At 69.5% G+C, this 13,625-nt stretch carries 13 protein-coding genes; 7 read left to right on the plus strand and 6 right to left on the minus strand.

Annotation, left to right across the window (positions count from 1 at the left end):
• Positions 1-26: 26 nt before the first annotated feature.
• Positions 27-794 (minus strand): FadR/GntR family transcriptional regulator, encoded by a 768-nt coding sequence (locus tag AC57B5_RS01420; RefSeq protein ID WP_013803197.1) that lies wholly within the window; start codon positions 792-794, stop codon positions 27-29.
• A 206-nt stretch (positions 795-1,000) separates the two neighbouring features.
• Here AC57B5_RS01420 and cobT point away from each other — a divergent pair, with 206 nt between their 5' ends.
• Positions 1,001-2,131: a nicotinate-nucleotide--dimethylbenzimidazole phosphoribosyltransferase gene (gene cobT / locus AC57B5_RS01425; protein ID WP_496398557.1), complete on the plus strand. Its 1,131-nt coding sequence runs from the start codon at positions 1,001-1,003 to the stop codon at positions 2,129-2,131.
• Between the two features lie 20 nt (positions 2,132-2,151).
• Here the strand turns inward: cobT and pdxR are convergent, their stop codons facing one another.
• Positions 2,152-3,615 carry a MocR-like pyridoxine biosynthesis transcription factor PdxR gene (gene pdxR, locus AC57B5_RS01430; protein ID WP_097202814.1) on the minus strand — a complete coding sequence of 488 codons (1,464 nt, stop codon included), beginning with the start codon at positions 3,613-3,615 and terminating at the stop codon, positions 2,152-2,154.
• A 105-nt stretch (positions 3,616-3,720) separates the two neighbouring features.
• Between pdxR and AC57B5_RS01435 the strand changes: the two genes are divergently transcribed.
• Positions 3,721-4,467, plus strand: a complete 747-nt coding sequence (locus tag AC57B5_RS01435; protein WP_349613085.1) for a GNAT family N-acetyltransferase — start codon at positions 3,721-3,723, stop codon at positions 4,465-4,467.
• Here AC57B5_RS01435 and AC57B5_RS01440 read toward each other — a convergent pair.
• Positions 4,443-5,348: a LysR family transcriptional regulator gene (locus tag AC57B5_RS01440; protein ID WP_026062687.1), complete on the minus strand. Its 906-nt coding sequence runs from the start codon at positions 5,346-5,348 to the stop codon at positions 4,443-4,445. The two genes, AC57B5_RS01435 and AC57B5_RS01440, sit on opposite strands and share 25 nt — an antisense overlap.
• A 143-nt stretch (positions 5,349-5,491) precedes the next feature.
• On the opposite strand from AC57B5_RS01440, the gene AC57B5_RS01445 reads away from it, so the two are divergent.
• The gene (locus tag AC57B5_RS01445) at positions 5,492-6,499 is read left to right on the plus strand and encodes a tripartite tricarboxylate transporter substrate binding protein (RefSeq protein ID WP_496398558.1); all 1,008 of its coding nucleotides are present in this window, start codon (positions 5,492-5,494) and stop codon (positions 6,497-6,499) included.
• Between the two features lie 9 nt (positions 6,500-6,508).
• Here AC57B5_RS01445 and AC57B5_RS01450 read toward each other — a convergent pair whose 3' ends face one another.
• Positions 6,509-7,396: a helix-turn-helix transcriptional regulator gene (locus tag AC57B5_RS01450; protein ID WP_496398559.1), complete on the minus strand. Its 888-nt coding sequence runs from the start codon at positions 7,394-7,396 to the stop codon at positions 6,509-6,511.
• Between the two features lie 106 nt (positions 7,397-7,502).
• Here AC57B5_RS01450 and AC57B5_RS01455 point away from each other — a divergent pair, with 106 nt between their 5' ends.
• Positions 7,503-7,991: a DUF3237 domain-containing protein gene (locus AC57B5_RS01455; RefSeq protein ID WP_448677594.1), complete on the plus strand. Its 489-nt coding sequence runs from the start codon at positions 7,503-7,505 to the stop codon at positions 7,989-7,991.
• A 48-nt stretch (positions 7,992-8,039) separates the two neighbouring features.
• Positions 8,040-9,047: a Bug family tripartite tricarboxylate transporter substrate binding protein gene (locus tag AC57B5_RS01460; RefSeq protein WP_013803189.1), complete on the plus strand. Its 1,008-nt coding sequence runs from the start codon at positions 8,040-8,042 to the stop codon at positions 9,045-9,047.
• 3 nt (positions 9,048-9,050) lie between these two features.
• On the opposite strand, the gene nth is transcribed toward AC57B5_RS01460, so the two are convergent.
• On the minus strand, positions 9,051-9,704 hold the full coding sequence (gene nth, locus AC57B5_RS01465; protein WP_043819386.1) for an endonuclease III: 654 nt from the start codon (positions 9,702-9,704) through the stop codon (positions 9,051-9,053).
• Between the two features lie 231 nt (positions 9,705-9,935).
• Here nth and AC57B5_RS01470 point away from each other — a divergent pair, with 231 nt between their 5' ends.
• Positions 9,936-11,009: a PDDEXK nuclease domain-containing protein gene (locus AC57B5_RS01470; RefSeq protein ID WP_496398560.1), complete on the plus strand. Its 1,074-nt coding sequence runs from the start codon at positions 9,936-9,938 to the stop codon at positions 11,007-11,009.
• A 71-nt stretch (positions 11,010-11,080) separates the two neighbouring features.
• Here AC57B5_RS01470 and AC57B5_RS01475 read toward each other — a convergent pair whose 3' ends face one another.
• Positions 11,081-11,989: a LysR family transcriptional regulator gene (locus tag AC57B5_RS01475; RefSeq protein ID WP_448677591.1), complete on the minus strand. Its 909-nt coding sequence runs from the start codon at positions 11,987-11,989 to the stop codon at positions 11,081-11,083.
• 115 nt (positions 11,990-12,104) lie between these two features.
• Between AC57B5_RS01475 and AC57B5_RS01480 the strand changes: the two genes are divergently transcribed.
• Complete coding sequence (locus AC57B5_RS01480; protein ID WP_492904633.1) at positions 12,105-13,592, plus strand: amidase; 1,488 nt, start codon at positions 12,105-12,107, stop codon at positions 13,590-13,592.
• The last annotated feature ends 33 nt before the right edge of the window (positions 13,593-13,625 follow it).

A 13,625-nucleotide genomic window follows, 5' to 3' on the forward strand; every position in this document is an offset into this window, starting at 1 on the left:
ATGCGCCAAGGGGTGGTTTCGGTGGTTCAGGGCTTGGCGGCCAGGATGTCGCGGGCCAGGCGTTCGCCGTCCTGCTCCCAGAAGCTGGCGTCGGCGCGGTGGATGCGGTCTATGGCGTTGCCCATGTGCGTGGCGGCGGCCTTGCGCGCGGCCTTGGGGTCGCCGGCCTCGATGGCCAGCACGATGCTGTGGTGCTCGCGTTCCACGGCCTTGCCGAAGTCCTCGCGCCGCGCCTCGTTGGCGCGCGTGATGCGCATGGCGCCGCGCAGGAACTGCGACAGGTAGTCCAGCGTGCTGATCAGGAACGGGTTGCCCGAAGCCTGGGCAATGGCGCGGTGAAACGCCATGTCCTCCTCCACGCCATCACGGCCCAGCCGCACGGCCTCGGCCAGGGCGCTCTCCGCATCGTGGATGCGCTGCATGTCCTCTTCGCTGCGCCGCCGCGCCGCGAGCTCGGCCACCTCGGCCTCCAGCGCGCGCCGCACCTCGGTGATCTGGATCAGCGCATTCCTGCCAGCCGCAGGCAGGCCTTCGAAGTCCAGTGGCTCTATGCCTGCCGCCTTCACGAACACGCCGCTGCCCTGGCGCGATTCCACCAGGTTGCGCGACTTGAGCTGGGACACCGCCTCGCGCACCACGGTGCGGCTGACCTCGAGCTGCTGCACGAGCTCGGCCTCGGTCGGCAGCTTCTGCCCCGGCTGCAGATTGCCGGCGCGGATGCGCGCCTCCAGCTGCCGGGCAACCTGGTCCGCAAGCTTGAGACCGGGCTGAATGGCCGAGAAGGAAACCGTCATGGAGGGGGTGGGGGGCTGGGGAGACACGTGTGGCAGCGATTGTCTCAGAACGGTGCGGCCTGTACGGCCTGCTGCGGCAATCGACGCCCAGACCGTCCATGGCGTCAGGAAAGAGGCCGATGGTTCTGCCTGAGTTGCGCGGCGCGCCATACTTGCGCCTTTGCAATCCGCCCGCCACGCCCGTCCCGGGCCAAGGCCGCTTCGCCATGTCAACGCCCACCCCGCATTCCGCTGTACCCACAGAACACTCGCACGATGGCGCCAATGCCGCCATCGCCTCGCTGGCCGATGCCGCCTTCACCCAGCGCGTGCAGCACGCCATAGACCACAAGACCAAGCCGCTGGGCGCGCTGGGGCGGCTGGAGCAGCTGGCGCTGCGCATTGCCTGCATCCTGGGCCAGGACAGGCCGGTGCTGCAGCAGCCGCAGATGCTGGTGTTTGCGGCCGACCATGGGCTGGCTGCGCGCGGCGTGTCGGCCTATCCGGTGGATGTGACCTGGCAGATGGTCGAGAACTTCATGGCCGGCGGCGCCGCCGTCAGCGTGCTGGCACGCCAGCATGGGCTGGCGCTGAACGTGGTGGACTGCGGCGTGGCACGCGACTTTCCCGCGCGCGAGCAGGACCCCGACGACAAGCTTCCCCAGCCCGGCCAGCCGCGCCTGTGGCGCCGCAAGCTGGGCTATGGCACGCGCGACTGCAGCCAGGGCCCGGCCATGACGGCCACCGAATGCGCCATGGCCCTGCGCAACGGCATGGCTCTGGTGCGCCAGTTGCCGGGCAATGCGCTGCTGCTGGGCGAGATGGGCATCGGCAATACCTCCAGCGCATCCTTGCTGCTGGCGCGGCTGTGCGGCGAACCGCTGGCCGAGGTCACGGGTGCGGGCACCGGCCTGGATGCGGCCGGGCTGGCGCGCAAGATCGGGGTGCTGCAGGAGGTGCTGCAGCTGCACGCCCAGGCCACGCAACCGCTGGACGCGCTGGCGGCCATGGGCGGCTTTGAGGTCGCCACCATGGTGGGCGCCGTGCTGCAGGCCGCCGCCGAGCGGCGCGTCATCGTGGTCGATGGCTTCATCACCACGGCCGCCGTGCTGGTGGCCAGCCGCCTGCAGCCGGCCGTGCTGGAGCGCTGCGTTTTCTCGCACCGCTCGGGCGAGCCCGGCCATGTGCGCATGCTGGCCCACCTGGGTGCCGAGCCGCTGCTGGACTGGCAACTGCGCCTGGGCGAAGGCTCGGGTGCGGCGCTGGCCTGGCCGCTGCTGGTGTCGGCCTGCGCCATGCTGGGCGAGATGGCCAGCTTTGCGCAGGCCGGTGTAAGCACGCGTTCGGAGGAGGCATAGCCGCTGGAGCCGCGCCGCGGCTAGCGCGGTAACGCAGCTGCCGCCAGCTTGCCCAGCCGCCTGACCAGCGCGCCGAAGCGCGCGGCATCGGTGTTGCCATAGCCGATCACCAGGCCGTTGTCCTGGGGCAGCGGTGCCAGGGCGAAGGACGAGAGGGCGCCCGGGTTCATGCCGGCGCGCCGCGCCTGCTCCACGATGGCGCGGTCGGACAGGTCCGGCGGCAGCCGCACGGTCAAATGCAGGCCGCCGTGGCCGCCCAGCACCTCGTGCTCCACGCCCAGTTGCGTGGCAAGCGCCTCGCGCAGGGCCGCCTGGCGCTCGCGGTACAGGCGCCGCATGCGGCCCAGGTGGCGCGAGAACTGGCCGCTTTCCATGAAGTCCGCCATGGCCAGTTGCTCCAGCCGATGGCCGCCGCGCAGCATCTCCTGCACGGCGGATGCCGCGCTGGTGGCCAGGGCCTGCGGCAGCACCACAAAGCCCAGGCGCAGTGCCGGGAACATGGTCTTGCTGAAGGTGCCCACATAGAGCACGGGCGCATCCGGCACCTGGCCCTGCATGGCGGCGATGGGCGTGCCCTGGTGGCGGAATTCGCTGTCGTAGTCGTCCTCGATGATCCAGGCCCCCGCGCGGCGCGCGCGCTCCAGCAAGTCTAGCCGGCGAGCCACCGACAGCACGGCGCCCGTGGGATATTGGTGCGACGGCGTGATCTGGATCAGCCGTGGAGGATGGCTGTCCCACAGGCCGGGCGCGATGGCTGCGCCATCCGCATCCACGCGCAGTGTGCTGACGCACAGGTCACCCCCTGCAAAGGCCGACTTGGCGCCCCGGTAGCCGGGCTCCTCCAGCCAGGCATGGTCGCCCGGGTTGGTGAGCAGTTGCACGCACAGGTCCAGCGCACCCTGGGCGCCTTCGGTGACGATGATGCGCGAGGCATCGCAGCGCACGCCGCGCGAGATGCGCAGGTGCTGCGCAATGGCCTGGCGCAGTGCGGGCTCGCCCGCAGGATCGCCATAGTCCAGCGTGGCGCTGGCGGGAAGGCGCAATGCGCGGTCCTGCGAACGGCGCCAGGCGGGCAGGGGGAATCTGTCCAGCGCGGGCGTGCCCGGCGTCAGGGGCAGGCTGCGGTCGATGGCATGGCGCGTGGGCGCGATGCGGTCCAGGCGCCGGGCCGTGCGGGGTGCGCAAGGGGGCGCGGCTGCCGCCTCGGCGGCTGCCGTGGAATGGGTGGATACAGCCGCCACGCGCGTGCCCTGCCGGTCGGCGACCACATAGCCTTCGGCCGCCAGTTGCTCGTAGGCGATGAGCACGGTGTTGCGCGAGACTCCCAGATCCTCCGACAGGGCGCGCGAGGCTGGCAGGCGGTCACCGGCCGGCAGGCGGCCCGCCAGGATGGCCTGCTTCAGGCGCTGGATCAGTTGGCGCTGGCGGGGAGCCGCTCCAGGGCCGGATTGCAAGGGACTGGTCAGCAGGTCGAAGGCGTGCATGCAATGGATGGCGTGGCACCATGAAATAAGGGGGATATGGCGCTTTCAATGATGCCACGCCAGCGCTATCGTGGCCCTGCCAAATGACCTGACCAGGAATCTCCCATGCCCCCCGCACTCAATGCCCACTCCCAACCCGTAGGCCACGACCTTCCCAACTGGACCCCACGCCAGCGCCCGCCGCGCACGCCCATGCAAGGCCGCTACTGCCGGCTGGAGCCGCTGTCCGCCGCGCGCCATGCAGCCGATCTGTTCGATGCCTTCAGCCAGGCGCCGGACGCCAGCGACTGGACCTACATGTCGGTAGGCCCCTTCGCGGATGCCCAGGCCTATCTGCGCTTTGCCGAGGCCGCCCAGGCCAGCGATGACCCGCTGCACCACGCCGTCATCGACCTGGCCACGGGCCGTGCCATCGGCTCGCTGGCGCTGATGCGCGTGGACACGGCCAGCGGCGTGATGGAAGTGGGCTTTGTCTGCTACTCGCGCCAGCTCAAGCGCACGCGTGCGGCCACCGAGGCGCAGTTCCTGCTGATGCAGCGCGCCTTCGACGAGCTGGGCTACCGCCGCTACGAGTGGAAGTGCGACAGCCTGAATGCGCCGTCGCGTGCCGCAGCGGCGCGCCTGGGCTTCCAGTTCGAGGGGGTGTTCCGCCAGGCCGTGGTCTACAAGGGCCGCAGCCGCGACACGGCCTGGTTCTCCATCATCGACAGCGAATGGCCGGCGCTGCGCGCGGCCTACCAGCGCTGGCTGGAGCCGGGCAACTTCGATGCGGGCGGCGGGCAGGTCCTTTCGCTGTCCAGCCTGATGGAGCAGGGTGCGCCGCAGGCTCAGGAGACGGCAGGCGCGGCGTAGTAGGCCTGCAGCACCTCGATCAGGGCCTGCGCATGGCGCGGCAGCCGGCCCTGGTCGCGCACGAGGATGCGGCGCTCGCGCACGCTCCAGGCGTCGGTCAGATCGATCAGCGCCAGCCCCATGCTTTCGCGGTTGCGCCGCGCGGCGCTCTCGGGAACGATGCCGATTCCCACGCCGGCGCCGATCATGCGGCACATGGCGTCGAAGCTGGACAGCTGTATGCGCAGCTTCATGGGCTTGCCCAGGCGCTCGGTCACACCTGCCAGAAATGTCTGCAGTGTGCTGCCCTGCTGCATGCCGATGGCGTCCTCGTCCAGCGTCTCGGCAAACGCAATGCGCTTGCGCCGCGCAAAGCGGTGGCCGCGCGGCGTGGCCAGCACCAGCCGGTCGGTGCTGAAGTGGATGGTCTGCAGGCCCAGCGTATCCACCTGGCCGGCCACGATGCCCAGGTCGGCCCGGCCGTCCAGCACGCCGCGCGCGATCTCGGCGTTGGGCCGCTCCTGCAGGTCCACATTCACGCGCGGGTGGTCGGCAAGAAAGGCGGGCAGGATCTCGGGCAGGAAATCGGTCACGGCCGTGGTGTTGGCAAACACCCGCACATGGCCGCGCAGGCCGGCGCCGTACTCCTGCAGGTCGTGGCGCAGCTGCTCGGACTGCAGCAGCATGCCGCGCGCGTGGTGCAGGAAGGCTTCGCCGGCCGGCGTGGGCCGCACGCCGCGCGCCTCGCGGTACAGCAGGGGCATGCCCGCCTGCTCCTCCAGCGCCTTGATGCGCAGGCTGGCTGCGGCCAGGGACAGGTGCTGCCTTTGCGAGGCGCGCGTGAGGCTGCCCAGTTCGGCGGCATGCACGAACAGGCGCAGGTCCGTCAGGTCGAAATGCATGAGGGGCATGAAGGGCGAAGAGGGCATGGGCGGGGTCAAGGCTTTGTCAATTCCGAAGGCCGGGTCAGGAAATGCGCGATTGTGCGCTGGCCCGGCACGGGCAACCATGCGGGCTTGCGACAAGAACAAATGGAGACATGACCATGCCGGATTCTTCCTTTCCCCTGCCGTCGAGCCTTTTGCGCCGCCGAAGCCTGCTGGCAACTGCACTCGCCTTGCCCCTGCTGGGCCATGCCCAGGCCTGGCCCGCGCGGCCCATCGTGATGATCGTCCCGCAGGCGCCGGGCGGCACCAACGACATCGTGGGCCGGCTGGTGAGCCAGAAGCTGGCCGAGGTGCTGGGCGCCAGCGTGGTGGTCGAGAACCGGCCCGGCGCGGGCGGCAACATCGGCACCCAGGCCGTGGCCAAGGCGCCGCGCGACGGGCATACCCTGCTGATGACCATCAGCAGCAGCCAGGCCATCAACCCCGCGCTGTACCGCAAGCCGGGTTTCGATCCGGTGAAGGACTTCCGGCCCATCGGCCTGATCGGCTCCGTGCCCAATGTGCTGCTGGCCCATCCCGGCTTTGCGGCCAAATCCGTGCCCGAGCTGATCGCCATGGCCCGGGGCCGGCCCGACGAGTTCCGCTATGCCTCGGCCGGCAACGGCACGCTCAACCATCTGCTGGGCGAGATGCTCAACAGCATGGCGGGCATCCAGCTGCAGCATGTGCCCTACAAGGGCGTGGCGCCCGCGCTCAACGATGTGCTGGGCGGGCAGGTGCCGCTGCTGTTCGGCAGCCTGCCATCAACGCTGCCCCATATCCAGGCCGGCCGGCTGCGTGCGCTGGCCGTGAGCGGCGCGGCGCGATCGCCGCTGCTGCCCGACGTGCCCACCATTGGCGAGACCGTGCCCGGCTACAACGGCACGCTGTGGGTGGGTCTTTTTGCGCCTGAAGGCGTGCCCGCGCCGGTGCTGGCGCAGTTGCAGGACGGCATGGCCCGCGCGCTGGCGGCCGGCGATCTGCGCACCCGGCTGGAAGCTTCGGGCGTGGAGCTGGCCGGGCCGGCGGACAGGCCCGTGCCGCCCGCCCAGATGGCGGCCCTGCTGCGCGAGGACATCGCCAAGTGGGCGCGCATCGTCAAGGCGTCCGGCGCATCGCTGGATTGACGCAAGGCCTCAGCCCTGCGGCTCCATGGCCAGCGCGAACAGCTCGCTGCGAAAGTGGATGCCCAGCCGCGCAAAGGCGCGGTTGCGGTAGGTCTTGACGGTGGGCAGGCTCAGGCACAGGTCGCAGGCAATGCCCTCATGCGTCATGCCCTGCAGCAGCCGGGCGCAGACATCGAGTTCGCGCGGCGTCAGGTCGGGCTGTGCCTGCAGCAGGCGCATGCGCAGGGCCGGCAGTGTCTGCCGCTGCCGGGGCTGGCTGGGTGGGGTGGCCGGGGCCGAGGCCGAGGCCGTTACCACGGCGGGCTGCGCCTGCGTCAGCGCGATGTGCTTGTGCGCCAGGGCCAGCAGCACGGGCGCCATGCTCCCGAAGCGGTCGATCTGCGCATCGCCCAGTGCCCTTTGGTGCTGGTGGCGGTAGAAATTGACGGCAAACACACCGCCGTCGTCCTGGTGCTCGACGATGGACACGCGCTCGGCCATGCCGTGCGCGTCGTAGACCAGGGCGCGGTGCTCGCCCTCCACCTCCTGGGCCGTGATGTGGCACAGCGCCGTGCTGCGTGCCGGGCCGGCGTCGCCGTGGTTCCAGGTGCTGTCGCGCAGATAAGGACCCGAGAGATAGGCCCACCAGCAGTCGCGCGTGGTGTCGCGCGCCTCGCTGCTGGCCGACAGGAACAGCTGCGGCCGGCTGCGCGGGCCCGTGCGGTAGACCGACCAGGAGGCGGCGGGCAGCAGCGGGTTCATGGCCTCCAGCACCTGCCGGGCGAAGCCGGGCTCGCCCAGGCTGGCGACCATGTGGCCGATGGCGTGGCTGGGCGCGTGGCCGGACGCATGGCCGGACGCATGGGCGCACAGGGCGCTGGCGTCAGGGGTGTCGGAGGGGGCGGTCCAGTGTCTCAAGGGATGGCAGGGGAGGGCAGGGCGTTGTCATCTTCCGGGATGACGGCTGGCCCGGGCAATGGTGCTTATGCTAGGTCCCGATTCCATCCACCGGAGCCCCAGAACCATGCCAGATGACGTGCCGCAGCTTGCGGCCTTGCCCGATCCGCGCTTTCGCTTCTTCGCCGACCTGAGCGTGCAGGTGGGCCCGCCGCAGGAGGTCGGTGCCACGGCGCACGGCGGGCGCCGACTGATCCCCATCCTGGGCGGCACGGCCCAGGGCGACGGCTGGAGCGCGCGCGTGCTGCCCGGAGGCGCGGACTTCCAGCGCATCGTGCACGGCGGGCTGGCCGAGCTCGATGCGCGCTATGTGCTGGAGACCGATGCCGGCGACCTGATCTATGTCTGCAACCAGGCACTGCGCAGCGGCGACCCGGCGCACATGGCAAAGCTGGCACGCGGCGAGCCCGTGGACCCCGCGCACATCTATTTCCGCTGCGCGCCCCGCATGGAGACGGCCAGCCGTGCGCTGGCCTGGATCAACGAGCGCCTGTTCTTCGGCACCGGCGCGCGCCATCCCGACCGCGTGCAGATGCGCTTTCACGAACTGCTCTGAGCCGCTCCTTTCCCCCTCTCGATACCCACAATGCAGGAGACAAGACACATGAAAAACCAGGCATCGAAGTCGCGCCGCACCGCCGTGGCCTGCGCACTTGCCGCCGTACTGGCCACCGGGCTGGCTCCCTGGACCGTGGTCGGCGCCCAGCCGGCCTTCCCGAGCAAGCCTGTGCGCCTGCTCGTCGGCTTTCCTGCGGGAACGGGGCCGGACATCGTGGCGCGCCTGCTCGCGCAGAAACTCTCCGAGCAATGGGGCAACCTGGGCGTGGTCGTGGACAACAAGCCGGGCGCTGGCGGCCTCATCGCCGCCAGCGAGGCGGCACGGGCCGTGCCTGACGGCTACACGCTGATGCTGGGCGAGACCGGCCAGCTCAGCATTGCCCCCAACACCTACCAGCGCCTGCCCTACGACCCGCAAAAGGACTTCGTGCCCGTCAGCCAGGTCGTCACCTCCGACTTCGTGCTGCTGGTCAATCCGCAGAAAGTGCCGGCCCGCAATGTGCCCGATTTCGTGGCCTGGGCGCGCCAGCGCAAGGAGCTGTTCATCGCCACCTTCGGCGCCGGCACGCCCGGCCATTTCGGCGCCTTCATGTTCGGCAATGCCGTGCAGCTCAAGCCCGAGCCCGTGCACTACAAGAACACCAACGATGCCCTGGGCGGCCTGTTCAGCGGCGACGTGCAGGCCGTCTTCGCCACGGCGGCCCTGGCCGCGCCCCAGGTCAAGGCCGGCAAGCTCACGGCCCTGGGCAGCACGGGCGCCACGCGCACCCAGTCCATGCCCGAGCTGCCCACCATCCGGGAGCAGGGCTATCCGTCGCTGGAGTTCAATTCCTGGTTCGGCGTGGTCGCGCCCGCCAAGACACCGCCCGAGATCGTGGCCAGGCTGCAGGCCGACATCGTGCGCGCCCTGCAGCAGCCCGACAGCCGCAGCCGGCTGGAAGAAGCCGGTTTCCGCGTGACGGGCACCACGGGCGACGAACTCGCCCGCATCATGCGCGCCGATACGGTCACCTGGGGCAAGGCCGTGGCGGCCACGGGCTTCAAGGCCGATTGAGGCTCAGCGCTTGCCCGCAGCCGGGGCAGGCGTCTTGGGCGAGTAGTCGCAGTACGGCGCCACCACGCACTCCCAGCAGCGTGGCTTGCGGGCCTGGCAGACGTAGCGGCCCAGCAGGATGAGCCAGTGGTGCGAGTCCACGGCATAGGCCGGGGGCACGCGCTTCATGAGTTGCATCTCCACGGCCAGCGGCGTCTTGCCCGGTGCCAGGCCCGTGCGGTTGCCCACGCGGAAGATGTGCGTGTCCACGGCCATGGTGGGCTCGCCAAAGGCCACGTTGAGCACCACGTTGGCGGTCTTGCGTCCCACGCCGGGCAGGGCTTCCAGCTCCTCGCGCGTGCGCGGCACCTGGCCGCCGTGGCGCTCGACCAGGATCTGGCAGGTCTGCATCAGGTGTTTGGCCTTGCTGCGGTACAGGCCGATGGTCTTGATGTAGCCCTCCAGCCCTTCAAGTCCCAGGTCCAGGATGGCCTGGGGCGTATTGGCCACGGGAAACAGCTTGCGCGTGGCCTTGTTCACGCCCACGTCCGTGGCCTGGGCCGAGAGCAGCACGGCAGACAGCAGCTCGAAGACGTTGGTGTATTCCAGCTCGGTCTGGGGCGAGGGATTGGCGGCCTTGAGCGTGGCGAAGAAGGGTTCGATGCTGGTGGTTTTCATTGTGGGGGCGCGTATCCATCGATGTGGCGTGCATTGTCATGCAAGCGCGGGTATTTGAAAGTGCGTAACAGGCTCTAGGAATGTTCTGATTTTTCATGTCTGCCAGGGTCAGATCGTCTGGTTATGCAGATGCGGCGTTGACTGGCCAAGGCCGCATCGCAATAGTCGGCCGGATCGATTCCGCCGACACCAGACATCCAGACATCACGCCACCAGGAGGGGGGCGACCACATGGCCACTCGCAAGATATCCGTTTCTCCCGCGCTCGCATCGTCACAGGCCCTGCTGGGCAATGTGCGGGACCTGATCGAGGCCGCGCGGCTTCGCGTGGCAGCCAACGTCAACAGTGAACTCACCCTGCTGTACTGGCACATCGGCCAGCACATCCATGGCCATGAATCCGAGGTGCGGCAGGCAGGCTGCAGCGATGAGGTCCTGCCGGTGCTGGCCGGGCATCTGGTCCAGGACTATGGCAGCAGCTTCTCGGAGAAGAACCTGTGGCGCATGACGCAGTTCTCCACCGCGTTTCCCGACCAGCCCCTGGTCGTCTCGCCGACCCGGAAATTGAGCTGGGCGCATTTCATCGTGCTGATTGCGATCAAGGACCCGGTGCAGCGCGAGTACTACGCCAGCATGGCGAGCCTTGAGCGCTGGAGCGCACGCACGCTGCGCAGCCGCATCGACTCCCAGCTCTATGAACGCCTGGCGCTGCCCTGCGATGCCGAGGCGCTGATCGCGCAGGAGCCGGTCACGCCGCGCAGCACCGAGCGCATGTCGCCAGCGCTGTTCATGCGCGATCCCTACATCTTCGACTTTCTGGGGCTGCACGATGCCTGGCAGGAGGGCGACCTGCAGGCCGCCATCATCCGCGAGATGGAGGCCTTCCTGCTGCGGTCGGGCACGGGCTTCACCCTGGTGGGGCGGCAAATGCACATGCATGTGGATGAGCAGGACTTCCACCTCGATCTGCTGTTCTACAACCGCAAGCTACGGCGGCTGGTGGCGGTGGAGCTGAAGGTGGGCGAATTCACGGCCGAGGACAAGGAGCAGATGGAGCAATACCTGCGCTGGCTGGACCGGCATGAGCATGAGCAGGGCGAGAACACGCCGATGGGCATGGTGCTGTGCACGGGCAACAGCTCCGAGCAGATCGAGCTGCTGGAGCTGGGACTGCGCGGCGTGCAGATGGCCGAGTACCTGCCCGGCCTGCCTGAGCGCCAGGCGCTGGCACAGCGGCTGCGGCAGGCCACACGCCGGGCGCAGTGGCATTGGGCGCAGCGCCAGCTGGAAGGCGGGCCGGCCTGAGCGCCTGCCACTGCGCTTGAGACCCGTTCCCCTTCTTCTTCTTCTTCCTTCGTTCCCTTCTCCTCTTCCTCCTATCCAGCCGGCAGCAGTTCCCGCAGGTGCTCCACAAAGGCCCGCACGCCCTTGGACAGGGTGCGTCCGGACAGCGTCTGCAGCTCGATGGCGCGCGCATTCATGCCGCGCTCGCGGATGGGCGCCGCATGCAGCTCGCCTCGTCGCACGCGCTCGCGCATGGTGACCTCACCGCCCAGCGACAGGCCGCCGCCGTGCAGCACGAAGTGCACCAGGGTCTCGAACTGGCCGCTGACCAGGGCGGGCTCGAACACCAGGCGGCGGTGGCTGCAGGCGATGTCGAACAGCTGGCGCGCGGTGTTGGCGTCCTCGGGCAGGGCAATGGCATGGGGATGCATCTGGGCCAGGGTGATGCTGGCATGCCGGGCCAGCGCATGGTCGGGCCGCATGATGGCGACCACGGGCGAGACCTGGCGGTGCCAGACCTCGATGTCACGTGCCGCCGCGCGGCTGTAGGTCAGGCCCACATCGGCCTCGCCGCCCAGCACGGCCTGGGTCACGGCGGCAGGCGCCTCCACACGCAGGTGGAACTGCATGCCCGGGTACTGTTCGCGGAAAAGCGCCATGGCACGTGGCAGGAACTCGATGGCAAAGCCTCCCGAGCTGCACACGCGCACCACGCCCCGGCGCAGGCCCTGCAGGGCCTCGATGTCGGAGACCACACGGTCGGCCTCCAGCGCACCGCGGCGTGCGTGGGCGGCCAGCAGCTCGCCTGCCGGGCTGGGCGCCATGCCGCGCGGGCGGCGCTCGAACAGCGGCACGCCCAGCATCTCTTCCAGTCCGGCGACCTGGCGGCTCACGGCCGAGGGCGAGACATTGAGCCGCGTGGCGGCTTCGCTGACCGAGCCGCTGCGCACCACTTCGAGAAAGTAGCGCAGGGCCGTGTCCTGTAGGCGGTTGGAAAGCATGATGGCCTGCTCGTGGTTTGCGAAAAACGCAACGATAAGCCAAGAAAAAGGCGATTGTCGAAATAATTTCGCCTGCTTATGCTGACTTCGTTCTGTCACAAAAACGAGGAAATCCATGGAGTCAAACGCAAGCACCGCAACGCAGCAGCCGGATCTGGCCACCGGGGGTGGTGGCGTCGTGGAGATGTCGGCAGTCGCGCTGTCAAAGGCCATCCAGGGCCGCGATCTGTCCTGCGTGGAGGTGCTGGATGCCTATTGCGCACAGATCGACCGCCTCAACCCCGTGGTCAACGCGCTGGTGTCTCCGCTGGACCGGGACTGGCTGCGCGGCCGCTCCCGCGAGCTGGACACGCTGCTGGCGCGCGGCCAGAGCCTGGGGCCGCTGCACGGCTTTCCCCAGGCACCCAAGGACATCATGCCGGCGGCCGGCATGGTGACGACCAAGGGATCGCCCATCTTCGCAGGCCAGGTCTCGCAGACCGATTGCGTGGTGTTCGAGCGCATGCGCGCAGGCGGTGCGCTGTTTGTGGCGCGCAGCAATTCGCCCGAGTTCGGCCTGGGCGGCCATACCTACAACCCGGTCTACGGGACCACGCGCAATGCCTTCGATCCCTCGCGCTCCGCTGGCGGCAGCAGCGGCGGGGCCGGCGTGGCCGTGGCGCTGCGCATGCTGCCCGTGGCCGATGGCTCGGACATGATGGGCTCGCTGCGCACGCCGGCCGCCTTCAACCATGTCTACGGACTGCGCACCTCGGTGGGCTGCGTGCCGCATGGCCCTTCGGAGGAGGTGTTCTTCCAGCAGTTCAGCGTGGCCGGCCCCATGGCGCGGGACATTCCCGACCTGGCCCTGCTGCTGTCCGTGCAGGCAGGCTTTGATGCACGCCTGCCGCTGACGCGCCGCAGCGAGCCGCCCAAGGACTGGACCGCCCAGCTGCAGCGCGATTGCAAGGGCCTGCGCATCGGCTGGCTGGGGGACCTGGGCGGGCACCTGCCCACCGAGCCCGGCCTGCTGGAGACCTGCCGCGCGGCGCTGCGGCATTTCAAGACCATCGGCTGCACGGTGGAAGAGGCCGTGCCGGCCTTCGACTTCGAGCGCCTGTGGCGCGCCTGGATCGACCTGCGCAGCTTCAGCGTGGCCGGGGCCAACGCCGCCCTGTACCGCGACCCGGCCACGCATGCCCTGCTCAAGCCCGAGGCCCTCTGGGAAATCGAGCGCGGCCTGGCGCTGCCGGCCATGGCGGTCTATGACGCGGCGCGTGTGCGCTCGGCCTGGTACGAAACCCTGCGCCGCCTGTTCGACAGCTACGACTTTCTGGTGCTGCCCTCCGCCCAGGTCTTCCCGTTCGATGCGGCGCTGGACTGGCCGCATGCCGTGGGCGGCCGCGAGATGGACACCTACCACCGCTGGATGCAGACCGTGGTGCCCGCCACCATGGCCGGCTTGCCGGCCCTGGCCGCGCCCGCAGGCTTCGGGCCGCAGGGGCTGCCTGCCGGGCTGCAGATCATCGGCCCGGCGCAGGCCGATCTGGCCGTGCTGCAGATCGGCCATGCCTATGACCAGGCCGGCGGCTTCTCGCGCGTGCGCAGCCCGCTGCTCGACTGAAACCGCTGCATCGAGTTTTCCCAGGTTCCCGTT

The sequence above is a fragment of the Delftia sp. BGA-UO-ETr-SB1 genome, assembly GCF_059567865.1.

What these genes read in the sequence shown, in the direction of transcription:
- AC57B5_RS01475 (WP_448677591.1), bottom strand. Translation starts at nt 11,989, where the DNA reads ATGCTTTCCAACCGCCTACAGGACACGGCCCTGCGCTACTTTCTCGAA.
- AC57B5_RS01440 (WP_026062687.1), bottom strand. Translation starts at nt 5,348, where the DNA reads ATGCATTTCGACCTGACGGACCTGCGCCTGTTCGTGCATGCCGCCGAA.
- AC57B5_RS01460 (WP_013803189.1), top strand. Translation starts at nt 8,040, where the DNA reads ATGAAAAACCAGGCATCGAAGTCGCGCCGCACCGCCGTGGCCTGCGCA.
- AC57B5_RS01470 (WP_496398560.1), top strand. Translation starts at nt 9,936, where the DNA reads ATGGCCACTCGCAAGATATCCGTTTCTCCCGCGCTCGCATCGTCACAG.
- AC57B5_RS01480 (WP_492904633.1), top strand. Translation starts at nt 12,105, where the DNA reads ATGGAGTCAAACGCAAGCACCGCAACGCAGCAGCCGGATCTGGCCACC.
- AC57B5_RS01420 (WP_013803197.1), bottom strand. Translation starts at nt 794, where the DNA reads ATGACGGTTTCCTTCTCGGCCATTCAGCCCGGTCTCAAGCTTGCGGAC.
- nth (WP_043819386.1), bottom strand. Translation starts at nt 9,704, where the DNA reads ATGAAAACCACCAGCATCGAACCCTTCTTCGCCACGCTCAAGGCCGCC.
- AC57B5_RS01445 (WP_496398558.1), top strand. Translation starts at nt 5,492, where the DNA reads ATGCCGGATTCTTCCTTTCCCCTGCCGTCGAGCCTTTTGCGCCGCCGA.
- pdxR (WP_097202814.1), bottom strand. Translation starts at nt 3,615, where the DNA reads ATGCACGCCTTCGACCTGCTGACCAGTCCCTTGCAATCCGGCCCTGGA.
- AC57B5_RS01455 (WP_448677594.1), top strand. Translation starts at nt 7,503, where the DNA reads ATGCCAGATGACGTGCCGCAGCTTGCGGCCTTGCCCGATCCGCGCTTT.
- AC57B5_RS01435 (WP_349613085.1), top strand. Translation starts at nt 3,721, where the DNA reads ATGCCCCCCGCACTCAATGCCCACTCCCAACCCGTAGGCCACGACCTT.
- cobT (WP_496398557.1), top strand. Translation starts at nt 1,001, where the DNA reads ATGTCAACGCCCACCCCGCATTCCGCTGTACCCACAGAACACTCGCAC.